This window comes from Lysinibacillus agricola (assembly GCF_016638705.1).
GTDB lineage: Bacteria > Bacillota > Bacilli > Bacillales_A > Planococcaceae > Lysinibacillus > Lysinibacillus agricola.
Genome location: NZ_CP067341.1, coordinates 5,152,922 through 5,175,392 on the forward strand (window position 1 = coordinate 5,152,922; position 22,471 = coordinate 5,175,392).

General features: G+C 38.3%; 24 protein-coding genes. 5 read left to right on the top strand and 19 right to left on the bottom strand.

Annotated elements, in window-relative coordinates; all coding sequences use genetic code 11:
- Positions 1-56 precede the first annotated feature (56 nt).
- The 3 genes from FJQ98_RS25835 to adh all read right to left on the bottom strand — a co-directional run bounded on the left by FJQ98_RS25835 (position 57) and on the right by adh (position 2,548).
- Positions 57-284 carry a hypothetical protein gene (locus FJQ98_RS25835; RefSeq protein WP_053596017.1) on the bottom strand — a complete coding sequence of 76 codons (228 nt, stop codon included), beginning with the start codon at positions 282-284 and terminating at the stop codon, positions 57-59.
- Positions 285-646: 362 nt separating this feature from the next.
- The gene (locus FJQ98_RS25840) at positions 647-1,006 is read right to left on the bottom strand and encodes a DUF779 domain-containing protein (protein ID WP_053596016.1); all 360 of its coding nucleotides are present in this window, start codon (positions 1,004-1,006) and stop codon (positions 647-649) included.
- Between the two features lie 21 nt (positions 1,007-1,027).
- The gene (gene adh, locus FJQ98_RS25845; RefSeq protein WP_053596015.1) at positions 1,028-2,548 is read right to left on the bottom strand and encodes an aldehyde dehydrogenase; all 1,521 of its coding nucleotides are present in this window, start codon (positions 2,546-2,548) and stop codon (positions 1,028-1,030) included.
- Positions 2,549-2,791: 243 nt separating this feature from the next.
- Here adh and rluF point away from each other — a divergent pair, with 243 nt between their 5' ends.
- Both rluF and FJQ98_RS25855 read left to right on the top strand, forming a co-directional pair.
- Positions 2,792-3,493 (top strand): 23S rRNA pseudouridine(2604) synthase RluF, encoded by a 702-nt coding sequence (gene rluF / locus FJQ98_RS25850; protein WP_053596014.1) that lies wholly within the window; start codon positions 2,792-2,794, stop codon positions 3,491-3,493.
- Positions 3,494-3,515: 22 nt separating this feature from the next.
- Positions 3,516-4,235, top strand: a complete 720-nt coding sequence (locus FJQ98_RS25855; RefSeq protein ID WP_053596013.1) for a DUF6904 family protein — start codon at positions 3,516-3,518, stop codon at positions 4,233-4,235.
- 45 nt (positions 4,236-4,280) lie between these two features.
- Here FJQ98_RS25855 and FJQ98_RS25860 read toward each other — a convergent pair whose 3' ends face one another.
- The 14 genes from FJQ98_RS25860 to FJQ98_RS25925 all read right to left on the bottom strand — a co-directional run bounded on the left by FJQ98_RS25860 (position 4,281) and on the right by FJQ98_RS25925 (position 18,078).
- Positions 4,281-4,781: a cupin domain-containing protein gene (locus FJQ98_RS25860; protein WP_053596012.1), complete on the bottom strand. Its 501-nt coding sequence runs from the start codon at positions 4,779-4,781 to the stop codon at positions 4,281-4,283.
- Between the two features lie 679 nt (positions 4,782-5,460).
- The gene (locus tag FJQ98_RS25865) at positions 5,461-6,168 is read right to left on the bottom strand and encodes an ABC transporter ATP-binding protein (protein ID WP_053596011.1); all 708 of its coding nucleotides are present in this window, start codon (positions 6,166-6,168) and stop codon (positions 5,461-5,463) included.
- Positions 6,168-6,947, bottom strand: a complete 780-nt coding sequence (locus FJQ98_RS25870; protein WP_053596010.1) for an ABC transporter ATP-binding protein — start codon at positions 6,945-6,947, stop codon at positions 6,168-6,170. Before FJQ98_RS25870 ends, FJQ98_RS25865 begins: the two co-directional genes overlap by 1 nt.
- Positions 6,947-7,882 (bottom strand): branched-chain amino acid ABC transporter permease, encoded by a 936-nt coding sequence (locus FJQ98_RS25875; protein ID WP_053596009.1) that lies wholly within the window; start codon positions 7,880-7,882, stop codon positions 6,947-6,949. Before FJQ98_RS25875 ends, FJQ98_RS25870 begins: the two co-directional genes overlap by 1 nt.
- Positions 7,883-7,895: 13 nt before the next feature.
- Positions 7,896-8,771, bottom strand: coding sequence for a branched-chain amino acid ABC transporter permease (locus FJQ98_RS25880; protein WP_053596008.1), 876 nt, complete (start codon positions 8,769-8,771; stop codon positions 7,896-7,898).
- Between the two features lie 309 nt (positions 8,772-9,080).
- On the bottom strand, positions 9,081-10,301 hold the full coding sequence (locus FJQ98_RS25885) for an ABC transporter substrate-binding protein (protein WP_053596007.1): 1,221 nt from the start codon (positions 10,299-10,301) through the stop codon (positions 9,081-9,083).
- 224 nt (positions 10,302-10,525) lie between these two features.
- Complete coding sequence (locus tag FJQ98_RS25890) at positions 10,526-10,792, bottom strand: hypothetical protein (protein ID WP_201406585.1); 267 nt, start codon at positions 10,790-10,792, stop codon at positions 10,526-10,528.
- 246 nt (positions 10,793-11,038) lie between these two features.
- Positions 11,039-11,641 carry an SAM-dependent methyltransferase gene (locus FJQ98_RS25895; RefSeq protein ID WP_053596006.1) on the bottom strand — a complete coding sequence of 201 codons (603 nt, stop codon included), beginning with the start codon at positions 11,639-11,641 and terminating at the stop codon, positions 11,039-11,041.
- A gap of 88 nt (positions 11,642-11,729) precedes the next feature.
- Entirely contained in the window at positions 11,730-13,523 is a 1,794-nt protein-coding gene (locus FJQ98_RS25900) for a CotH kinase family protein (protein ID WP_053596005.1), read from the bottom strand.
- 48 nt (positions 13,524-13,571) lie between these two features.
- Positions 13,572-14,255 carry a DUF4956 domain-containing protein gene (locus tag FJQ98_RS25905; protein ID WP_053596004.1) on the bottom strand — a complete coding sequence of 228 codons (684 nt, stop codon included), beginning with the start codon at positions 14,253-14,255 and terminating at the stop codon, positions 13,572-13,574.
- A 21-nt stretch (positions 14,256-14,276) separates the two neighbouring features.
- Positions 14,277-14,978: a polyphosphate polymerase domain-containing protein gene (locus tag FJQ98_RS25910; RefSeq protein ID WP_053596003.1), complete on the bottom strand. Its 702-nt coding sequence runs from the start codon at positions 14,976-14,978 to the stop codon at positions 14,277-14,279.
- A 12-nt stretch (positions 14,979-14,990) separates the two neighbouring features.
- Positions 14,991-15,854, bottom strand: a complete 864-nt coding sequence (locus tag FJQ98_RS25915) for a peptidyl-prolyl cis-trans isomerase (RefSeq protein WP_075807298.1) — start codon at positions 15,852-15,854, stop codon at positions 14,991-14,993.
- A gap of 126 nt (positions 15,855-15,980) precedes the next feature.
- Positions 15,981-17,408 (bottom strand): sensor histidine kinase, encoded by a 1,428-nt coding sequence (locus tag FJQ98_RS25920; protein WP_053596001.1) that lies wholly within the window; start codon positions 17,406-17,408, stop codon positions 15,981-15,983.
- Complete coding sequence (locus FJQ98_RS25925; protein ID WP_053596000.1) at positions 17,392-18,078, bottom strand: response regulator transcription factor; 687 nt, start codon at positions 18,076-18,078, stop codon at positions 17,392-17,394. Before FJQ98_RS25925 ends, FJQ98_RS25920 begins: the two co-directional genes overlap by 17 nt.
- A 266-nt stretch (positions 18,079-18,344) precedes the next feature.
- Between FJQ98_RS25925 and FJQ98_RS25930 the strand changes: the two genes are divergently transcribed.
- Positions 18,345-18,680 (top strand): heme oxygenase, encoded by a 336-nt coding sequence (locus FJQ98_RS25930; RefSeq protein ID WP_053595999.1) that lies wholly within the window; start codon positions 18,345-18,347, stop codon positions 18,678-18,680.
- A 221-nt stretch (positions 18,681-18,901) separates the two neighbouring features.
- Here the strand turns inward: FJQ98_RS25930 and FJQ98_RS25935 are convergent, their stop codons facing one another.
- Positions 18,902-19,918: a YeiH family protein gene (locus tag FJQ98_RS25935; protein WP_053595998.1), complete on the bottom strand. Its 1,017-nt coding sequence runs from the start codon at positions 19,916-19,918 to the stop codon at positions 18,902-18,904.
- Between the two features lie 113 nt (positions 19,919-20,031).
- Between FJQ98_RS25935 and FJQ98_RS25940 the strand changes: the two genes are divergently transcribed.
- Both FJQ98_RS25940 and FJQ98_RS25945 read left to right on the top strand, forming a co-directional pair.
- Entirely contained in the window at positions 20,032-20,913 is an 882-nt protein-coding gene (locus FJQ98_RS25940) for a LysR family transcriptional regulator (RefSeq protein ID WP_053595997.1), read from the top strand.
- A gap of 84 nt (positions 20,914-20,997) precedes the next feature.
- Positions 20,998-21,234 (top strand): hypothetical protein, encoded by a 237-nt coding sequence (locus FJQ98_RS25945; RefSeq protein WP_201406586.1) that lies wholly within the window; start codon positions 20,998-21,000, stop codon positions 21,232-21,234.
- Positions 21,235-21,343: 109 nt separating this feature from the next.
- On the opposite strand, the gene FJQ98_RS25950 is transcribed toward FJQ98_RS25945, so the two are convergent.
- Positions 21,344-22,264: a LysR family transcriptional regulator gene (locus FJQ98_RS25950; RefSeq protein WP_053595995.1), complete on the bottom strand. Its 921-nt coding sequence runs from the start codon at positions 22,262-22,264 to the stop codon at positions 21,344-21,346.
- Between the last annotated feature and the right edge of the window lie 207 nt (positions 22,265-22,471).

The window sequence follows — 22,471 nt, forward strand, 5'->3', positions numbered from 1 at the left end:
CTTTTCCATATTTACGTAACAAAACGAAAAAAGGATTCATCCATTTTGGCTCCTCATCATAACAAGGGGTTGATTTCCGTTCCGTCTGGGAGCGTCCGATGAGCCGCTTCACTACGCTCCAGCGTCTCGGGCCAACAGATGTTTTTTGCGCGAAAGCGAAGCGGCAGCAGAGGGTTTTGTTTGTGCGAAAGCGCAGCGACAGCAACAGCACCGATGTTGATCACGAAGGCGTTATCACAGGACGTGATGCTTTTAGCCTTCGTTCCTCTATTGCTGATCCCCAAGGAATCGCCCACCTTCACTCCAATCAACTTTTGTACATGGTATTACGTTTTTAAAAATGTCATACCCATCTTTTTGTGGTGAATCTCATTTTTGGAATAATTAACCTATAAAGCAACATTAATATAACACGTTGCTCAATATGAGTGGTTTAATGGAAATAATTAAAGATGAATGGAGGAGCTGACACTGATTGAAATGACCAATAGAAAGCCATATTCAAAGAAACAAACCTAACAAGATTGTTTTCGATTATTTTTAATATTACGCAACTCTCCAAGACATATAGCCTTACATACATTCTCCCAGAAAAATTAACATAGAAAAACAGCGACAATACTTATTGTCGCTGTCACTAAAATCTTTAAATTAAACCCAATTCCTTTAATTCCTCTGTTGAAAAGGCCCTTGATCTTGTTAAGAACCGTTTACCTTCAACGCCTTCAAGTGAGAACATGCCACCTCTACCATCGACAACGTCCAAAATTATTTGTGTATGCTTCCAATAATCATATTGATTTTTATGCATATAGAAGGGAGCACCACCAATCTCTCCAAGGCAAACATCCTGATCACCTAATAGTAAGTCGCCCTCTGGATAACACATTGGCGAGGAGCCGTCACAGCATCCACCTGATTGATGAAATATAACGGGTCCATGCTTTTCTTTCAATAATTCGATTAGTGCTAGCGCTTCTACTGTTGCTAAAACACGCTCGACCACGCTCATGCACCTCCCTACTAATTAGAAGAAACCAAGTTTGTCTTCGCTGTAGCTAACTAATAAGTTTTTCGTTTGCTGATAATGCGATAACATCATCTTATGGTTTTCACGACCAACACCCGACATTTTATAGCCACCGAACGCTGCATGTGCAGGATAAGCATGGTAGCAGTTTGTCCAAACACGACCTGCTTGAATACCTCGACCGAAGCGGTATGCTGTATTCATATCACGTGTCCATACACCTGCACCTAAACCATATAATGTGTCATTTGCAATTTCTAATGCTTCCTCTTTTGTTTTAAATGTTGTTACGGCAACAACTGGCCCGAAGATTTCTTCTTGGAAAATACGCATTTTATTGTGTCCTTTGAAGACTGTTGGCTTAATATAGTAACCATTTTCAAAGCCTGACCCTACATTATTTTTCTCTCCTCCAATTAGACATTCTGCACCTTCTTGCTTGCCAATATCTAAGTAAGAAAGAATTTTTTCCATTTGTTCACTTGAAGCCTGTGCACCCATCATTGTATTTGGATCAAGTGGATTCCCAACTTTAATCGCCTCAACACGCTGTAGGACACGCTCCATAAATTTATCGTAAATAGATTCTTGAATTAGTGCACGAGAAGGACATGTACATACTTCACCTTGATTTAGAGCGAATAATACAAGGCCCTCAACTGCTTTATCTAAAAAGGCATCATCTTCATCCATAATATCTTCAAAGAAAATATTTGGTGATTTACCGCCCAATTCTAATGTAACTGGAATAAGATTTTGTGAAGCATATTGCATAATTAAGCGACCTGTCGTTGTTTCACCAGTAAAGGCAATTTTGCCGATGCGTGGATTTGATGCTAGCGGCTTCCCTGCCTCTAAACCAAAGCCATTGACAACATTCAGTACACCTGGTGGCAATAAATCTTCTATTAATTCAACGAGCACCATAATTGAAGTTGGTGTTTGCTCTGCAGGTTTTAACACTACACAGTTTCCAGCTGCAAGTGCAGGTGCTAGTTTCCAAACAGCCATTAATAACGGGAAGTTCCAAGGGATAATTTGACCTACTACCCCAATTGGCTCATGGAAATGATAAGCAACTGTATCATTATCGATTTGGCTTACCGCACCTTCTTGTGCACGTAAAGCCCCCGCAAAATAACGGAAATGATCAATTGCAAGAGGGATATCTGCATTTAATGTCTCACGTACCGCTTTTCCGTTATCCCATGTTTCCGCAACGGCTAGTTTTTCTAAATTTTGTTCAATGCGGTCCGCAATTTTAAGTAAAATGTTTGCACGCTCTGTTGCGGATGTTTTTCCCCATGCATCTTTTGCGGCATGTGCTGCATCAAGTGCAAGTTCAATATCCTCAGAAGTGGAACGAGCTGCTTGTGTAAAAATTTGTCCAGTAACAGGAGTAACATTATCGAAGTATTGACCTTTGACCGGAGGCGTCCATTCTCCACCAATGTAATTCTCATACTTTTCTTTGAATTGAACTACCGATCCTTCAGTGTTTGGAAATGCATAAACCATTTTACTTCTCCCCTTTACACAAAATAATGAGAAAATATCTACAAAAATCATTATTATATATCGAAATAACAATATTTTCATAGAAACCCTCTTACCCACTATATTGTCAGAAACGAAAAATAATATCAACTTTTTTAAAAATTTTTCCTAACAATTTATTTTTACTAGAAAAGCTTCTAGGATTCACGGTGCGACCTACGATAATGTATACTTAAAAATAATATAAATGTATAGGAGAACAGTATGCGAATTAATAAATATTTAAGTGAAACAGGTATCGTATCTCGTCGTGGCGCAGATAAATGGATAGCAGAAGGTAAAGTAACGATAAATGGTGAACTTGCCACGGTCGGCAGTCAAGTTGAGGCTGGTGATATGGTTTGTGTTGATGGAAAAGAGGTAAAAAAAGAAGAACAGCTCGTATATATTGCCTTAAACAAACCAGTAGGAATTACAAGCACCACGGAACGTCATATAAAAGGAAATGTTGTTGATTTTGTCAATCACCCCCTACGTATTTTTCATATTGGACGACTCGATAAAGAATCAGAAGGGCTATTATTACTAACAAATGATGGTGACATCGTTAATAAAATTTTACGTGCGGAAAACCATCACGAAAAAGAATATATCGTGCAGGTTGATAAACCTATTACGGAGCAATTTATTAAAAAAATAGGGGCTGGTGTAGATATTTTAGATACTACAACCTTACCTTGTTATGTTGAAAAAATATCTGATAAAGTCTTTAAAATCATTTTAGAGCAAGGCTTAAATCGTCAAATACGTCGTATGTGTTCAGCACTTGGCTACTCAGTTAAGCGTCTACAACGTATTCGTATTATGAATATTAAACTTGGTAATTTAAAGGTTGGACAGTGGCGCGATTTAACAGATAAAGAGCAAACAGAACTATTCAAACTACTCAAATACACACCAAAATAAAGCCATTTAAGGGGATAGAGCTATGCTGTCAATTCAAAGTACTGAGCAGTTAACGGGGGCACGGATTAGCGGTGATTTTTGGGATTTAGATGAGCTCATCAATGCTATTTACAAAATAACTGGTGATGAAAACAAATATTATGATTATCAAGGAGCGCGCCGTCGCATCCTTAGTGTTTGCTACAATTTACGTAAAGCTGCCAAGGGGGAGCAACAGCTTGAGTTTGTCAGTAATGGGCTCAATAAAAGTATTCTGACACAGCATGAACTAATTTTCCCCAATAAAAATGTTTATTTCGCAGCAGAGGTTCTTTGGCCGGAGCTAATCTTTACTGCTATCGCATTAAATGATTTCATTCGCCTACACAAAGAGCTAATTGATTCCTCTGACTGGAATATTGACGTTGCTGCAATTCGCAAATTCCAAGCAGCAGTTGCTGATTGTTTAGAGCAGGAACTGAAAGAGGAAGAATACTTAGTATTTTTAAGAATGCTGCACACTAAAAGCCCATTAACATTCCGTTATGCAACACAGTATGTAGATGTATTGAACCTAGAGTATATTCAACTAAGTTTGGAGGAACGTAAAGCTCATTTAGCGGCTTTTGCGCTCCGACTAATGTTAGAAGACGACGAGTATGTGGTGCTAAAATCACAGCTTATGGAGGCTGCGATTACTACAAAAAAGGCGTTGCATGAAATTGAAATTAAAGCTAATTATCCTGAAACAATTTTGTGGTAAATAGAAAGCGCCGTCTCAACTAATTTTGAGACGGCTACTTTTCTTCTATTCTTGAATTGTCTTATAAGCCATTTTTCGAATAACTTCCTTGTGCTGTGGATAATCAGCTAAAAGCTCCTCTTGTGTAAACAATTCAAAGTCTTCAAAATCAAAGCCTGGTGCAACCATACAGCCTACTAAACTAAATGTATCTGCATCCTCCACGGATGAGCCAAATATAGTGTTTTTCGGTACTGCTATTTGTGGTACTTCTCCTGCCTCAACATTTAATCCAAGCTTCTTCGCCTCGTATGTACCATCTGGGAAAATCATATGGACTGTTAACGGACTTCCAGCATGATAATACCAAAGCTCGTCCGATTTCAAACGGTGTAAATGCGAGATATCCTGTGAACGTAGTAAGAAATAAATGCTCGTATAAATTGGTCTTTGCACATCCCTTACAGCTATATCCTCAGATGCTCGAAATGAGGAAATATAATAACCTCCTTCAGGATGCTCTGCTAAATTTAATTTTTCAATAAAATATTGTGCTGAATACTTCATAAAACATCACTCCTTTCGTTCACATTACCAAATAAGAAAGGACGAATGCTACTACTATTTCATCACTTTGATCATTCTATCCGTCGATTTGGCCTTTCTTTCCGTCACGTTGACTGCTCTTTCCGTCGCTCTAGCCTTTCTTTCCGTCGATTTGATCATTCTACCTCGCTTTGGCCCTTCTTTCCGTCACTTTGATAACTCTATCCGTCGCTCTAGCCTTTCTTTCCCTCGCTTTGACTGCTCTATCCGTCGCTCCAGCCTTTCTTTCCGTCACTTTGATCATTCTACCTCGCTTTGGCCCTTCTTTCCGTCACTTTGATAACTCTATCCGTCGCTCTAGCCTTTCTTTCCGTCGCTTTGACTGCTCTATCCGTCACTCCAGCCTTTCTTTCCGTCACTTTGATCATTCTACCTCGCTCTAGCCTTTCTTTCCGTCGCTTTGACTGCTCTATCCGTCGCTCCAGCCTTTCTTTCCGTCGCTTTGATCATTCTACCTCGCTCTGTCCTTTCTTCCCGTCGCTTTGATCATTCTACGTCGCTCTGCCCTTTCTTTCCGTCACCTTGACGTCTCTATTCGTCGCTCTAGCCCTTCTATCCTTCACTTTATCAGTTCTATCCGTCTGCTCACTCCCTTCGATCATACGAAAAAGACGCCTCAAAATTGAGACGCCTTCTCCCTCTATAAACCACCTAAATAAGCTGCCTTTACTTGCTCACTCTCTTGAAGCTCTTTTGCAGTACCTGATAATACAATACGTCCCGTTTCAAGTACGTACGCACGATTTGCTACGGATAAGGCCATATTCGCGTTTTGCTCTACAAGCAATACGGTTGTACCCTCTTTATTGACTTGTTCAATAATATTAAAAATATTTTTTACCATGAGTGGCGCAAGCCCCATTGAAGGTTCATCCATTAATAATAACTTCGGTTTTGCCATTAATGCTCGGCCCATCGCCAGCATCTGTTGCTCACCACCAGATAATGTACCTGATTGCTGTTTACGACGCTCCAAAAGTCGTGGGAATAGTTCAAACACATGATCCATATCTTTTTTGATGCCAGCTTTATCGTTGCGGAGATATGCCCCTAGCTCTAAGTTTTCTTCAACTGACATATTGGCAAAAACACGACGCCCCTCTGGAACATGTGAAATACCTGATTTTACAATTGTCTGTGCAGCCTTCCCTGCGATAGAGAAGCCTTCATATTCAATGATGCCGCCCTTTGGTTTTATTAAGCCAGATAATGTTTTTAATAATGTGCTTTTACCAGCACCATTTGCACCGATTAACGTTACGATTTCACCCTCGTTTACTTCTAAAGAGAGGCCTTTTAATGCTTGAATATTACCGTAAAATACATCTATATTTTGTACTTTTAGCATTAGCTGATAACCTCCTCACCAAGGTAAGCTTCAATTACCTTTGGATTGTTGCGTATTTCTTCTGGTGTTCCATCAGCGATTAATTGACCGTGATCGAGTACATAAATACGTTCACAAATTCCCATAACTAAGCTCATATCGTGCTCTATTAGAAGAATTGTTAAGCCAAATTCTTTACGTATAAATGCTATTAGCTCCATTAGATCATGCGTTTCCTGCGGGTTCATCCCAGCTGCTGGCTCATCTAATAATAGCAATTTAGGTTTCGCCGCTAGAGCACGAGCAATTTCTAGGCGACGCTGCATCCCATATGGTAAATTTTTCGCTAGCTCATCCCTATAAACGTCTAAGCCAAAGATTTTTAAGAACTCAATGGATTGATGCTCCATTTCTACCTCACCTTTAAAATGGTTCGGCAAACGGAAAATGGAAGACCACATAGAGTGTTTCGCAAGTGAATGGTTCGCTACCTTTACATTATCTAAAACAGATAGCTCTTTAAATAAACGAATATTTTGGAATGTACGGCTAATACCTTTTTGCGTTACTTGATATGGTGCAAGCCCATTTAACTTTATACCATCAAATGTAATAGTACCCTCTGTAGGCATATAAACCCCCGTAAGCATATTAAAGCTCGTTGTTTTTCCAGCACCATTAGGTCCAATAAGACCGACTAATTCTCCACGATTTAGGTACATATTAACGCCCTGTACCGCCTTTAAACCACCGAATTGAATCCCCATATTTTCAACATTGATAAGAAGGTTTCCAGTCATTATTTTGTACCTCCTTTTCTACCAAACTTAAATAAATCCGTAACTTCTTTTGTTCCCATCAAACCTGTTGGACGGTACAACATTACGACTATTAATACTAAGCTGTAAATAATCATACGTGTTTCTGGGAAGTTTGCTAGGTAAGCTGAGATTACAGTTAAGAAAATCGCAGCAATAACGGATCCTGAAAGACTTCCTAAACCACCCAGAACTACATAGATTAAAATATCAAATGATTTTAAGAAACCAAAAGTTGTCGGTTGAATAATGTAAAAATTATGTGCAAAGATGGCCCCTGCAAGACCAGCAAAGAAAGAACCAATTGCGAACGCCACCACTTTATAGTAGGTTGTGTTAATACCCATTGCATCTGCCGCAATTTCGTCCTCACGAATCGAAATACACGCGCGTCCATGACGAGAATTCGTAAAGTTCGAGATTACTAAAATTGTTAGAACAACACCTATGAATGCATAAGTCCAATTAGATAAATATTCAACCTGCATCCCTGCTGCGCCACCAACATAATCCGTATTTAAAAAGATAATCCGTATAATTTCCGCAAAACCAAGCGTTGCAATTGCTAAATAGTCACCCTTTAAACGTAACGTCGGAATACCTACAATTAAACCGGCTACTGCTGCTGCCAGTGCCCCTAAGAAAATAGCTAATGGGAACGGAAGCATTAGCTTAGTAGTAATAATTGCAGAAATATATGCCCCAACTGCTAGGAAACCGGCATGCCCAATCGAGAACTGACCAGTAATCCCAATGACGATGTGTAAGCTGACCGCAAGCATGATGTTAATACATATTGTGATCAACATATTTTGATAGTAAATATCGAGAATGTTCGTTGAAATAAGCACCTGAACAACTGCATAGATGACTAGCGCTAATACGGCATAACCCCAGAAAACTTTAGACTTTTTCATCATTACCGCTCACCTACACTTTCTCACGGGCGTTTTTACCAAAGATACCCGATGGTCTGAAGATTAAAATTAAAATTAAAATAACGAATGCCGCTGCATCGCGCCATAAAGAGAAACCAAGTGCACTTACTAATGATTCCACTACACCTAATAACATGCCGCCAACCACGGCACCAGGAATAATACCTATACCACCAAGAACTGCCGCGATGAACGCTTTAACCCCTGGAATAACCCCCATTAATGGATCGATTTTCGTATAGTAAACACCAAAGATAACACCTGCTGCACCCGCTAAAGCAGAACCAATTGCGAATGTTGCTGAAATGGTATTATCTACATTAATACCCATTAAACGAGCTGCATCAGCATCATGGGAAACCGCGCGCATCGCCTTTCCGATTTTTGTTTTATGTACGATGAATTGTAAAAGAATCATCAGTACAATTGCGACAGATAAAATTAATATTGATGTACTACTGATTTGAACACCGAAAACATCAAATGACTTACTTTTAATGACTTCCGGATATGCTGCTGGTTGTGCACCTCTGAAGAAGATAGTCGTATATTCGATTAATAGCGATACACCAATTGCAGTAATTAAAGCAGCAATACGTGTCGCATTTCGTAAACGCTTATAAGCAATACGTTCAATTAAAACACCAAAGATTGCACAGACCGTCATCGCCAATAATAGTGCTGGAAAGAAGCCAAGCTCCCATTTAGCAATTGCGTAAAAGCCAATAAATGACCCAATCATGAAGACATCGCCGTGGGCAAAGTTAATCAGCTTAATAATCCCGTATACCATCGTATACCCTAGCGCTATTAATGCGTAGATACTACCTAGTGAAATACCATTCACAAGCTGCTGTATCCATTCCATGAGCGTTCACTCCTTTTTATTTTTTGAAAAATGCAAAAATAGGACTTACTTCTACATGTTATTATTGAAAATAGAGTAAATTGTGTCCTCTTAAAAAATTTTTTACATGGTCTATCAATTTCGCCTTGGCGTAATTGTTGCTTTCGCACAGATAAACAATGCGTTCGGAGGCTTTATCTTCATTTAGAGGTGTTTAGACACTAAGGAACCATATTCGCATTCATCTTTCAATGGTGGGAGTCTTCTCTGAATGAAGATAAAATATAAAAAGGAAGGCGTGTTTACCCGCCTCCCCTTGCCTACAAAACATTAAGGATTAACTTTAGAGTTGAACACTTGTTTACCGTCTTTAAATTCAAGAACTGTTGCTGTTTTAATTGGGTTATGATTTTCGTCAACTGAGAAAGTACCTGTTACTAAAGAAAGATCTTTTGTGTCAGCTAATGCGTTTTTAATTGCTTCCCCATCCGTAGAGCCTGCACGTTTAATAGCATCCGCAATGTAGTAAATAGTGTCATAGCCAAGTGCATTAAATGCATCTGGTGCTTTATCGCTGTTCGCTGCTTTAAACGCCTTTACGAAGTCTTGAATTTTTGCATCTTTGTCTTCTGAAGAGTAATGGTTTGTGATGAACGTATTGTTAAGTGCATCCGCACCAGCTAGCTCTACTAATGTTGGTGAATCCCAACCATCAGCTCCCATCAGTGGCACTGTAATACCCATTTCACGCGCTTGTTTAACAATTAAACCAACCTCTTCATAATATCCTGGGATAAAGATGAAGTCTGGGTTCTCTGCTTTAATACTTGTTAATTGTGTACGGAAGTCAGCATCCTTCGCTACATACGCTTCTTCCTTTACAACTTTCCCGCCATTTTTTGTAATTGTTTCTTTAAATGATTTCGCTAAACCTTTTGCATAGTCAGACGCGTTGTCCGCAAAAATAGCTACATTTTTAGCCTTTAAGTTATCAGCAGCAAAGTTTGCTGCCACAATCCCTTGGAATGGGTCAATGAAACAAGTACGGAATGCATACTCATTAATGCTACCGTTATCATTTACTGTAATGTTTGGAGCAGTACCAGAACCAGTAACAATTGGGATTTTATTTTTATTCGCAATTTGAACAGTAGCAACTGTATTACCAGAAGTTGCTGGCGCTAGCATTGCTACTACTTTATCTTGCGTTGCTAGTTTAATAGCTGCTGCAGTAGCCTCTGAGTTTTCTGATTTGTTATCTACTTTAATAAGGTCAATTTTTTTACCGTCGATCCCGCCATTATCATTAATCTCTTTAACAGCAAGATCTGCCCCCAGAGCAATTGAAGAACCATAGGAAGCTACGTTACCTGAAAGCTCTAAGTTTGCACCGATTTTAATAGTATCACCGTTAGATGAGCCACCACCTGATGATGATCCTCCTCCTGAACTTGAACTATCTCCATTACCACAGCCAGCAAGAACTCCAGCAAGTAGTGAAGATGCAATTAGAAGTGAGCCGAACTTTTTAAGCTTTTTGTTCTCTTTCATAATTATATTCCCCCTTATTTTTTCAAATGTTAGATATTTCTGATAATTATAAACAATTATATTCATTTCCTCAATAACAAAAATAACCAAAATAATTATTTATAACTACTAAAACTGAACTACAATATTATTCATTTATGCCTTTTACATTGTAAAACATTCTTTATATTTAGTCTAGAGTGATTTTTCAGTATAATTTGTTATTTAAGAATTATCTGTTAATTTTATATATATATGAGTATAGAACTATATTTTTTTACAATAAAACTTCTTAAAGGAGGCCCATTTTTTGGATCATCACCATAACGTGTGGTTGATTTCCGTTCCGACTGGGCGCTTTGCCGCTGACGCTTCGCTTTCGCACAGATAAAACATTGTTCGCTTTCGCGCAGAGCAAAGCTTCCTGGGGGCGTCCGATGAGCCACTGATCCCGAAGGAGTCGCCCAGTTTCCACTCCAATCAACTAATATACATGGTATACGTTTTAACAAATGTCACCCACAACTTTTGGTGGTAAACCCATTTTTTAAAAAATTGAAAGATATTTATCTTTTTAGGAAATACCAACAACCCTCTTTTAATAGAATTACTAACTACTATATGTACTTTTATTTATAGGAAAACAAAGGGTGTATTAGATAAATTATCCATGGAATGGAGTGAGGAAAGGAATAGGGGTTCTAATATTTTGTGAAACAGAAGCAATTATTAATAAAAAGAGCCTAGAGTACTGAACTCTAAGCTTCTTTCAAAACAAACACACAGAGGCGTTCGTTAATATTTGTTTCATTTTCAAGATGAACCTCATGGATTAACTCAAAAGGTGTCCCATGATGTAAAAACTGCAAATAATCATATGGTGGATAGTATAAAATAATATGAATTTCACGCATATGCTGCTCATAAGACTTCCAAATATTATGAATGACTGTACGGAAAATATGGATTGAAAACGGATTAAAAAAAAAGAAAACCGTGTCGCATGGTTGAATAGCATAGTCTTCCGCTATTGAATGAATAAGTGTAATTGGAGCTTGAGCACTCTTTTTCTGAAGGTAGCTCCTTTTATTATTCTCAGCCTCTGCATAAAAACCTGCATCCATTTCTATCCCAATCGTTGGAATATGCAATTTATGATGTACGTAAATCGGGACCCTCCCTTTTCCACACCCCATATCAATAAATACTGGATTATCAGGCATTTCATACTCTGAAAATAATTGTTCTAATCCAACATACGGTGTTGGTTCATAGCGATGGTAATGAGCTAGTTTAGGGAAACCGTATTGTTCACCGACTGTGTTAATATGCAAATTTTTATCAAATTGATGTTCATTCATAATAGTAGACTCCTAAAAAAAGAATGCTTTATTTTAGCACGACCAAAAGAAAAAACCATACCCAAATGTTTTGGATATGGTTATTTTTTTAACGACCTCTTCGGTTAAATTTAAAAACAAAGAGAAGCCCTATTATTAACAAGGCCAAGCAAACAATTGCTGTAAGCATTGTATTTTTATCGATAACAGTTTCTTGCTTTAATTGTTCATCGCTTTGGTTAGGCATCCCCATAGGGCCACCATTTTGGTCAGGACGCTGCATTGGACCATCACCATTTGGTCCTTCCCCCTGATTATCGCCATTTTGATTAAATGGAGGGGCTTGTGAAGGATCAAAGTCATCTGGTCTTTGCATCGGATTATTCATTTCATCATTTTCGTTTGGATTAGGCATTTCCATATTCCCTTGTGACGTTGTAGTTGCTTCTACAACAAGCTCTCCGGACAGCTGCTTTAAAATAGATTCAGAACGTTGTTTAGCAAATTCAGGGAGACTATTTTCTCCTTCTACCGCTTCTAAGAACTGTTCTGTTGTAGAGAATTTCGTAGGATCTGCTTCGACATAAGTCGTTAATAACAATGCTAAATTTTTGGTAATGTTTTGTACGTAATCTTCTGTTAAGTAATTAGTTGCCAGCTCTTCTAAATAGCCTTCGTATTTAGCACGATACTCTTCATTGGAAAGTAAGGTGTTTAATAGCGGTCGCTCCTCTAATGTTGTACCAGATACAGGTGTAGTCACACTAAAGTTGATAGCACTATCTGCCATCAGATTGCTAGACATTCCAATCCCCATATTTAATCCACCCTGATTACGATCACCATTAGGCTGTCGCCCTTGCTGTTGCTGCTCACCATTATTTGATCTATCCGATTTATCATTTATCTGTGCCTCCTCAGGGGCCTTCATATCGGCATTAGCTTGGATTTGATTATTGCCAACCATTCTACCGCCTTCACCCCCAACACCGAAGCCACCAAAGGACATATTAAAATCCCAAGGTATAATAGAAAACACACCATCATCCTCATACAAATAGTAGTTGTGTTTCATATTTCCCTGATAACTATCAAGATTTACGAGTGCAGTGTTCACAGCAAAATAACGCAGCATTTCATCGACAGCAATATATTTTTCAATACTACCGCCATTATTGATGGCATCAAGCATCTCAATGAACTTTGATTGATCAATATTGTCCTCGTTCGTTTTTAAGCCGATTCCCGTATAATCAGCAATATCCTCACTAATATATTTTAAATCACTGCCCATCCCATCTGGCTTAAACAAAAATCCATCATTAGAGCCGTAGTTATTTGCTAAGAATGTTTCATCCACCGCTTCTACCCCTAAGAATAGTCCGTGTTCTTCACCATTTACAGTTACATACATATATGAATGTGCTGGTGTTGGTAATCCCATCTGTTCCATTAGCTCATAAGAAATATATTCTCGCATTAAGGTTGTATCACTGAAATTATTGTTTAAATTTAATTTTTTCAAGCCGTATAAGCTTTGTGTATCATCATAATAATCGAAGTCGATTTTTAAGCTATATCGATCCGAGTCGCTACTTACAACCGAGCGCAGTGATGAACTTCCCTTTGTACGAATTGCTACATTCTCAATTCTCTTGCCATTTACAGTGATATCCGCTTGCTTTAACTCCTTAGCTGCCGCATTTTCTAGCATATCCGCCCAGTCTTCTTCGGCTATTTCAATATCTACTGTTGTCACCTTATTCTTATTAAACACAATTGTCTCATAGGAGAACTCGGTATTTTTCGTCTCAATGCCTACGTTTGGAAACACAGCAAACACAACAACAAAGAGGAGTAGTAAAATTGCCATACAAAGATAGACAAATCGCGTTTTAATCATTATCTAACACCTCTCTTCATAGTTAAAATACTCCTCTAGAGTGGGCTACTAAGCAGTGAAATTACCATCGTAACTTAGCATTACTGCTGATTTTACTCCAGGTACTTTTGTAAGATTGTCCATCAGTTTTGCATCATTTTGTTTAACACGAATTTCATAGGTTGTTTCGATCTCGACATCCGACATAATAGATTTAGATTTTAAAGCGAATTTTTTAGATTGTGCAGCAATAATACGCTCTACTTCCTCACAAGCAAAATCTTCTTCAAATTTCACAATTAAAAGGTATGGATTTTCCACAGTAATTTTGTTCACTAATACAAGTAACACAAGACCAATTAAGACTGCACCAATAATAACGAGTGGAATAAATCCTGCACCACAAAGTATCCCAGAAACTATTGCCCAGAAAATATATACTAAATCCATCGGGTCTTTAATAGGTGTACGGAAACGCACGATTGATAGCGCACCAACCATACCTAGTGATAACAGGACATTCGAACTTATTCCCATAATCACTAGAGCCGTTGCCATTGTCATAATGAGCAGCGAAATATTGAAGGAATGAGAGTAAATCACTCCGTTAAAGGTTTTCTTGTAGACAGCGTAAATAAAAAGCCCGACAAAGAAAGCTACAACTAACCCTATCATTGAATCTATTAATGAAAATGATGTTGTTTTCTCTAAAAAGTTGGATTTAAAGATATCGTTAAATTTTATAGTATCCATTGTTCATTTCTCCTTTATAAATTAGCCGTACATGCGACTAAGCTGATATTTTGAAAAAGCCTCAGCACGTGTATCCACTGATTGTAGTAAGTACTTAATAATATCCGGCAAGTACTCATCATATTTCACTTCTAAAATAACTAGGTTTGGCTCAAGTACATCGACCATCGGCAGTCTCGGATTAAACATATTTGTATTACGGAGGCTTGACTGTACTTTACTATCGAAAGTGACACGCACATTTCCAAAGGGATAGATGTAGGCCTCACGCTCGTAATCGACAACCGTTATTGGCTTCAATTGGTTATACTTCATTTCCTTGTGTAAATCTTGAATTAACGCTCGTTTGTCTTCCTCCATCCAAGCGATATCTCCACTATGCATTTTTTCATATTCCTTTTGAGTTATGGCACACTTCGTTTTAAAGGTTAAATTATTACGTTTGCTTTTCCGCTCTAAATTAATAATTTCAGTGGATTTTCCATAAATTCGTACTCGGTATTTATCTCGATTGATAAAACCCTCTTTTTTCTCATTAAGAACCTTGTTCGCCAAATTATCGAAGTATGTGCTGCGAATTAAATACTTGCCATTCGTTCCAGCATGCTTGTCTAGCTGCATCACATGCTGAATCTTAGTTTTTAGTAAGGCATAGTCCGGATAGGAGATAGCCTGTTTAATCTCCTTTCGACCGTTAGGATTAAACGAAGTAAGAGTAGGCATATAGTTCACTCCTTACATTTTTTCAATTTTGTATTGCTCTTGTTTTTCAGCTAACCAAGACGCGTATTCTTCATTTATACGCTCTTCAAGCATAGTCGCATAAACTTCATCCTTTACATCCTCGAATACTGCCTCTTCTGCTGGTACTTTATCGGTTACTTTAATGATGTGATAGCCTTCTGATGTTTGAACGATGTCACTGATGCTACCTTTTTCAAGACCAAATGCGACTTCCTCAAACTGCTCATCCATTTGTCCACGGCTAATATAGCCTATTTCCCCGCCATCCTCATTCGTTGTTGAATCGATTGAATATGTTTTTGCTAGCTCCGAAAAATCCTCACCAGCATTTATTTTTGCTAGCACATCTTTTGCCGTTGCCTCATCCTCCAATAAAATATGACTGGCTACGACTTCTTCCTTTTGTCCATAGCTATCCTTATTGTCCTCAAAATATTGGGCTACCTCCTCATCTGAAATGTCAATGCTTGCAGCAATAACATTTTTTGTAAGCTGATACATGCGAATATTATCCTTCACACTCTGCTCTGTCAGTCCATTTGCCTCTAGTGCAGCTTGTAACGATTCCTCCCCACCATACGAATCCGCTAACTCATCATACTCTGCTTGAATAGCGTCCTCGGATACAGAAACTTCCTCTTTTTTCGCCTCTAGCTCAACTATTTTATTGGTAATTAGTGTATCTAATACCTCTGTACCGTATTGTTCACGCAATGCGTCATCTAGCTCTGTTTGTAAAATCTTTTCACCGTCAACCTTCGCCACATAATCGCTGCTCTCACCACATCCGGCTAGCAGCATTAATAATGCAGCGGGTAAGGTCATCATTCGGAAAAACCTTTTGTTTGCGGTCATCCTTGATCCCGTCCTTTCTTTTGGTTTCTCGTTTACAATGCTTACTATAAAGGTCTAATGTGTCAGTCAGATGTCAGCTTTACATTTCCTTCAAAAATTTTTTACAAAGAAAAAACTACTACGCCTTTATAGCGTAGTAGCCTTTTTCAGTGTTATTTCAAAGCATGTCCCTGATGAATTACTGTCAATTAATCGTAAATCACCACCTATTGACTGTGCCATCATTTTACTAAGTGATAATCCTAAGCCTAAGCCACGGACCGCATATTTTTTATTTTCTCCTCTATAAAAACGTTCAAAGATAAATGCCTGTTCTTCTTGAGCAATGCCACGTCCTGTGTCGCTTACATTAATTAAGACAGCATCCTCTTTTTCCATCAGCGTTATGGTAACGATCCCCCCCTGCATGGCCTGCTTTGCATTCGTCAATAGATTCGTCACTATTTGCTGCGTCCTTACTACATCAGCCTGTACATCAACCGATTTTACGAGAAAGTCCATTTGTATTTTTACAGTTTCGTCATCCTGCATTACTTCCCATTGTGCGACGGCATCACGTATTAGCTGGTTAACATTTATATTTTCAACCTTTACCGGAATTGCATCTACCGCAAACTGATTAAAAGCTAGCAAGTCGCCAACCATTGTTTTCATTTTCGTCGTTTCTACTAGTGCCATTTGAATAAATTCACTAGCGTCCTGGCCCCTAACAACACCATCTTTCACTGCCTGCAATAATCCACTAATAGATGTGACTGGTGTTTTTAGTTCGTGGGTGACGCCTGCTAATAATTCTGTTCGAGTCTTTTCTAATTGTTCTAGCTTATTCGCCATTTCCTTAAAGGATGTAACGAGCTCATAAATTTCTTCTTCCTTATTATTTTGAGGCAAATCAAATGTATAGTTCCCCTCCTGCACTTGCTTTGCCGCTTCGGCAACTTGTTTTATTGGATGTGCTAAACGTTTTGATAAAGAATAAATAGCACACCAGCCTAATACAGCAAGTGCTCCGATTAGTAATGCCAACTGCCCATATGCTTGATTAACCCTCGTTAAATTCTCCTTTTTCTCTAAGACAAGCACCCAGCCAACTACTTTATTGTTATTTTCGAGTTTCTTTTTTACGACATATTGAACTGACTCTTGTCCCTCATTCGTTACAGTTATTTTCTTTGTCCCTTCTTCACCATCCAGCAAGTTTGCAACGTTTTTTGCACTACCTGGCGGCGCCGGTCGATTGCTACTTACTATATTGCCTTCCGTATCTACAACATATAAAATGGGATCAATTTCTCTCATAGTAAACCGATCACGATTTCCGATAAAACCTGGAATACTACCCATAGGTCCAATATTTTGACCTGAAGTATCTGTTAGGCGATATACAGTCTCATCTGCTAAAAACTCCATCATCTCCAGTCGATTTTGAAACGTCGTATGACGAATCCATGCCGCAGAAATAAAAGAGATAATAGCTAGGCCTACAAAGAGCGTTAATAAATAGCGGCTTGTCCAGTAGTTCAGTAAAGATATTCGCTTATTTTTTTTGAACACTTAGCTGATACCCCAATCCACGTAGTGTCTTTATTTCTCCCTCTTCCTCATCCCATTCCTTAAGTGCCTTTCGTAGTCGCTTCATTGCTAAATCTACCGCTCTATCACTACCTTCATACTCCCAGCCCCAAACTTGATCTATAAGTTGCTCACGTGTAAATGTTTGGTTTGGATGTTCGGCCAAAAATAAAAGCACTGATAAATCTCTAGGAGTTAAGACTATTTCCTCTCCCTTAAGTAGCACTCGATGGGCTTTCATATCAATCTCTAGCCCACCAAAGCGTTTTATTTCTGAAGATTCACGATTTCCTTCAGCGCGCCTTAAAACTGCCTTTACTCTTGCCACTACCTCGTCAGCTATAAATGGTTTTGCAATATAATCGTCTGCTCCTTGGTCGAAGCCCTCTAAACGATAATTCACATCACCTAACGCCGTTAGCATAATAACTGGACAAGAACTAATTTCTCTAATTTCCTTTAAAATTAACCAACCGTTTTTCTCTGGTAACATGATATCAAGTAATACTAAATCAGGCTGCACCTCTTGAAATATATCCAATGCCTGCCCGCCATTAAAACATTGCATAACATCATAGCCTATTTTTTTCAAATATGCCTTCAAAACTTGGCTAATTGCATATTCGTCTTCTACTACTAATATTTTTGCCATGCACTTTCACCTCGTCACCAGCTCGTTCGTGTTTTCATTATATCATCGGATTATGTCAGTTTAATGTCAGGACCTAATGTGGCGCTTATTTCTTTGATTCGATGATGGTTCACACACTACAAATGTCGAGTTATTTGTAATTTACATTGCTCTTCTATTGACAATGTCTTCCTACGCCACTTATCATTGATTGCGAATGATAATCACTGATAACTCATTCACATAGTAGATTTTTTCTAACTAGAAAATGATTAGGGGGAAAAAGCATGATTATTGTTACAAATCGTATTCAAGTCAAACCCGGCTTTGCTACAAAAATGGCACCGAACTTTACAAAGCCAGGACCTCTACAGCAGTTCGAAGGCTTCCATAAAGTAGAGGTGTTAGTTTCAACTGATGATCCGACTTATGACGAAATGAGCGTCAATATGTACTGGGAGTCCATGGAACATTTCCAAGCTTGGCGTAATAGCGATGCATTCGCTGCGGCACATCACCGACCAGAACCAGGCTCTGAGGGAGCAAAACCTGAAAATAGTCCAATGATAGGTAGCAAAATAGTTATAGCTGAATTGGCTTCTTCAATTGAAGCATCACGCTAATTTTCCGAAGCATAATTTATGTTGTATACCATATCCCCACTTTTTATGAGACAGTGGGATAAAACTAAAAAAATCTAAAATATCTTCTGATTCTATCTAAAAAAAACCCTGCATATTCGAAATATGCAGGGTTTTTTTGAATACTTTATCTTCATTCAGCGGAAGACACCTACTGAATGAAGATAAAGCCTCCGGACGCAATTACGCCAAGGCGAAATTGATCACATGAAAATAACTAAAACATATCCAAGTATTGATAAGCAAACCGAACCGATAAGTCCGGCAATAAACGCTTTTACGCCTAATTGTTTAAATGTTTTTATCTCTACATTTAAACCTAGTCCAGCCATCGCCATCCCAATTAAAATATAAGCGATATTTACAAATGTTTGCGCTACATTAGCTGGTACAATCCCTAACGAATTAATAGCACTCATCGCTAAAAACCCAAGAATAAACCAAGGAATTATTGACAGTGAAAATCCTTCTTTATCCTGCCCCTTATCCGTTTTTCGATATAAAATACCGATGACAATGGCTACCGGTACAAGCAATGCAACACGTGTTAGTTTTACAATAACCGCTATGTCAATAGCTTCATTTCCACCCGCTGAGGCTGCTGCAATAACATGAGCAATTTCATGTAGCGTGCCCCCGGCGAAAATACCATATTCAGTAGGAGTTAAGTTAAATACTGAGTATAACACCGTGTAGACTAATGTGAATACAGTCCCTAGTAATGCGACTATCGCTGCGCCCACTGCCGTTTCTTTTTCGTTTGCTTTAATTTGAGGAGCAATAGCGACAACAGCAGCCGCTCCACAAATGGCTGTGCCACAAGCTGTTAATATGCCTAGCTTCTTATCAACATGAAACACCTTCGTTAAGCCATATACAACCACTAAAGCAAATACCAGATTAATAAATGCAATAAGAAAGACACTCGCTCCAGCATTATAAATATCCGCTAAATTTAAGCGCATACCCAGTAAAATAATGCCGAGGCGTAATAATTTTTTACTTGAAAATGTTATGCCTGTTTGCCATGAATCCTGTACCTTAAAGGTTGCTCTCCAAGCCATACCTAATATAATGGCAATGACAAGCTGCCCCAATATTGAGAAGAACGGAAATGTCGAAATATACTTTGCCATTAAGGCAATAATAAGTGTCAACAATATCCCCTTCATAAACGCTGGGGTCAGGAAACTTTTTAACCTATGCTGTCCATTATCCATGTTGTTCACTTCTTTCATCCTTGATGATTATTACTTTATTAAAAAGTTAATCATTAGTAAAATACATATATATAATCGCAATTATTAATATTTCTAATAATAGGAGTGATGACATGCAATATGATGCTTTAAAAACATTCATCACACTGGTGGAGGTCAATAATTTTACGAAAGCCTCGGAAATACTTCATATTTCACAGCCAAGTGTCAGTTTACACATAAAAAACTTGGAGCAAGAATTCCAAACGACCTTATTTATCCGTTCACCAAAATCTGTACAAATTACACCAACTGGGGAAATTTTGTATAAACGAGCTAAGCAAATGATGGCAATTGCAGAGTCGGCAAAGGAAGATATTTTAGCCTACCATCATGAAATTCAAGGTACACTCGTTATTGGCGCTAGTTTTACAATTGGCGAATATATTTTGCCACCTATAATAGCGAGTCTTCAACAACAATTCCCTCAGCTTGAGCTCCAAGTTATTATTGGCAATACGAAAGAAATCATTCAATATACAAAATTGTTACAGGTCGATATTGGCCTTATTGAAGGACAAGCACACGACAATGAACTTATTATTAAACCGTTTATGCAGGATGAGCTATTTATTGTCAGTGCGAGCAATCATCCACTTGTAAGGAAGTCGGCTATTACCGTTACGGATTTGCAGCAGCAAAATTGGGTTGCACGTGAAGAAGGCTCTGGCACTCGATATTATTTAGATCATTTATTTAGAGCAAATGGGCTCCAAGTGCATTCACTTCTTACCATTAGTAGCAATCAAGGTGTGAAAGAGAGCGTTATTCAAGGGCTTGGACTTTCATTACTGTCTGCCAGTGTCATTGAGCGTGAATTAAAAAATGACGATATAAAAATTTTGCCTCTCGAGGAACAGCATTTTATACGAACATTTTCTTATCTGTACTCACCTACAATGAAAAATAAACGCAATGTTGATACCCTTATAGAAGCACTATTAAAAAAAGCTTAGCGGATTACTAGTGGCTAAGCTTCATGTTGTTGAAAACTATTATGTCGATGAAATTAAAGTGTCACATTAATTAAAGTGTGCTCTTTGGCAAAGAGAGGGGTTGATTTAGCATGTATCTTCTGGCATGTTACTCTAATTTATAATGATAAAATGAAGCGGCAACAATGTAAGCGAAGGAAACGGCTCGACACTCGCCCACAGGAAGCTCTGCTCTGCGCGAAAGCGAAGCGACAGCAACAATGTTTTATCTGTGCGAAAGCGAAGCGACAGCAACAATGTTTTATCTGTGCGAAAGCGAAGCGACAGCAACAAAGCAAGTAGCCCGGAACGAAACCCCCCCTCATTTAAGGCGCCACAACATTCACAAAGATTTCCCTGGCCATTTTGTTTTTCAACACTATGAAGCTTAGCGGATTACCAGTTGCTATGCTCACTTTATAATTCTTGGATTTAGACGTTTACGCTCCTGCTTATGCTCAATGATTTCTACAAATTTCAACGCTGCTCGAGATAAAGGTACACTTTTCAAATAACACATGCCAATGCTTCGTGTCGGTATACATTCTGTTAATGTTAGCTCATAAAGAAGTCCTCGCTGTAAATAATCCATAGAAAATTCTTTCGTTACACAAGCAATTCCTAAATTACTGCGTGCAAACTCCAGTACTAGATCATGTGAGCCAAGCTCAAACTCAGGTTCAATGTGGATTCCTCTTGTAAATAAATAATCTTCTACATACTTTCTTGAATTTGATTTTTTTTCTAAAAAAACAAGTGGAAACTTTAACAGATCCTCGAAGCTTAAACTTTTTGATGCCAACGTTTTGTACTTCTCACCACATACAAAAATATCTTGAACCTCTGTGCAAGCTGTTAACTGTAATGTCTGATCTTCTATTGGAAAATTACAAAGTCCTATATCGACCTCACCAGATTTAATAAAGTTACAAATCTCCGAAGTCGTTCCATTTAACATTTGTAATTTTATATTGGGATACATTGTATGAAACGCCTCTAGATAAGGCATTAAAAAAAAACGAGAAATAGTGTCCCCTACCCCTAGCTTCAACTGACCTGTTGTTAGATTTTTAAATTCTAGCAACTTCTCTTCACCAGCATCTAAAAGACCTAATGCTGAATTCGTATACTCATATAGAAGGCTACCCTCCGTTGTTAACGTTACCCCTTTAGGTGTGCGATTAAAGAGACGTGTACCGAGCTCCTTTTCTAATTGCATCATGGCTTGACTAACAGCTGGTTGAGTCATATATAAATCTTTAGCAGCCCTTGAAAAGCTATTATTTTTAGCAACAACACAAAAAACACGATATAAATCTAATTTCCCTATCATATAAGCACCCCTTATAGCTATTATACGAACTATTAATTTTACTTATATCACTAAAGCGGCGTATAGTAAAATCATATTGGTTTTATTTTACTTTATATAAATTCTTTCAGCGGGTGTCACTGAATCGGTAAGGAGTTCTTTGTGCAAGCACAAAGCCGATTCCGGACACAATTATGCCGAGGCATAATTGATCATACATTTACCTAT

Bases quoted from the DNA above. Each gene is read 5' to 3' on its own strand.
- adh (WP_053596015.1), bottom strand. From the start codon at position 2,548: ATGGTTTATGCATTTCCAAACACTGAAGGATCGGTAGTTCAATTCAAA.
- rluF (WP_053596014.1), top strand. From the start codon at position 2,792: ATGCGAATTAATAAATATTTAAGTGAAACAGGTATCGTATCTCGTCGT.
- FJQ98_RS25855 (WP_053596013.1), top strand. From the start codon at position 3,516: ATGCTGTCAATTCAAAGTACTGAGCAGTTAACGGGGGCACGGATTAGC.
- FJQ98_RS25860 (WP_053596012.1), bottom strand. From the start codon at position 4,781: ATGAAGTATTCAGCACAATATTTTATTGAAAAATTAAATTTAGCAGAG.
- FJQ98_RS25865 (WP_053596011.1), bottom strand. From the start codon at position 6,168: ATGCTAAAAGTACAAAATATAGATGTATTTTACGGTAATATTCAAGCA.
- FJQ98_RS25870 (WP_053596010.1), bottom strand. From the start codon at position 6,947: ATGACTGGAAACCTTCTTATCAATGTTGAAAATATGGGGATTCAATTC.
- FJQ98_RS25875 (WP_053596009.1), bottom strand. From the start codon at position 7,882: ATGAAAAAGTCTAAAGTTTTCTGGGGTTATGCCGTATTAGCGCTAGTC.
- FJQ98_RS25880 (WP_053596008.1), bottom strand. From the start codon at position 8,771: ATGGAATGGATACAGCAGCTTGTGAATGGTATTTCACTAGGTAGTATC.
- FJQ98_RS25885 (WP_053596007.1), bottom strand. From the start codon at position 10,301: ATGAAAGAGAACAAAAAGCTTAAAAAGTTCGGCTCACTTCTAATTGCA.
- FJQ98_RS25895 (WP_053596006.1), bottom strand. From the start codon at position 11,641: ATGAATGAACATCAATTTGATAAAAATTTGCATATTAACACAGTCGGT.
- FJQ98_RS25900 (WP_053596005.1), bottom strand. From the start codon at position 13,523: ATGATTAAAACGCGATTTGTCTATCTTTGTATGGCAATTTTACTACTC.
- FJQ98_RS25905 (WP_053596004.1), bottom strand. From the start codon at position 14,255: ATGGATACTATAAAATTTAACGATATCTTTAAATCCAACTTTTTAGAG.
- FJQ98_RS25910 (WP_053596003.1), bottom strand. From the start codon at position 14,978: ATGCCTACTCTTACTTCGTTTAATCCTAACGGTCGAAAGGAGATTAAA.
- FJQ98_RS25915 (WP_075807298.1), bottom strand. From the start codon at position 15,854: ATGACCGCAAACAAAAGGTTTTTCCGAATGATGACCTTACCCGCTGCA.
- FJQ98_RS25925 (WP_053596000.1), bottom strand. From the start codon at position 18,078: ATGGCAAAAATATTAGTAGTAGAAGACGAATATGCAATTAGCCAAGTT.
- FJQ98_RS25930 (WP_053595999.1), top strand. From the start codon at position 18,345: ATGATTATTGTTACAAATCGTATTCAAGTCAAACCCGGCTTTGCTACA.
- FJQ98_RS25935 (WP_053595998.1), bottom strand. From the start codon at position 19,918: ATGGATAATGGACAGCATAGGTTAAAAAGTTTCCTGACCCCAGCGTTT.
- FJQ98_RS25940 (WP_053595997.1), top strand. From the start codon at position 20,032: ATGCAATATGATGCTTTAAAAACATTCATCACACTGGTGGAGGTCAAT.
- FJQ98_RS25950 (WP_053595995.1), bottom strand. From the start codon at position 22,264: ATGATAGGGAAATTAGATTTATATCGTGTTTTTTGTGTTGTTGCTAAA.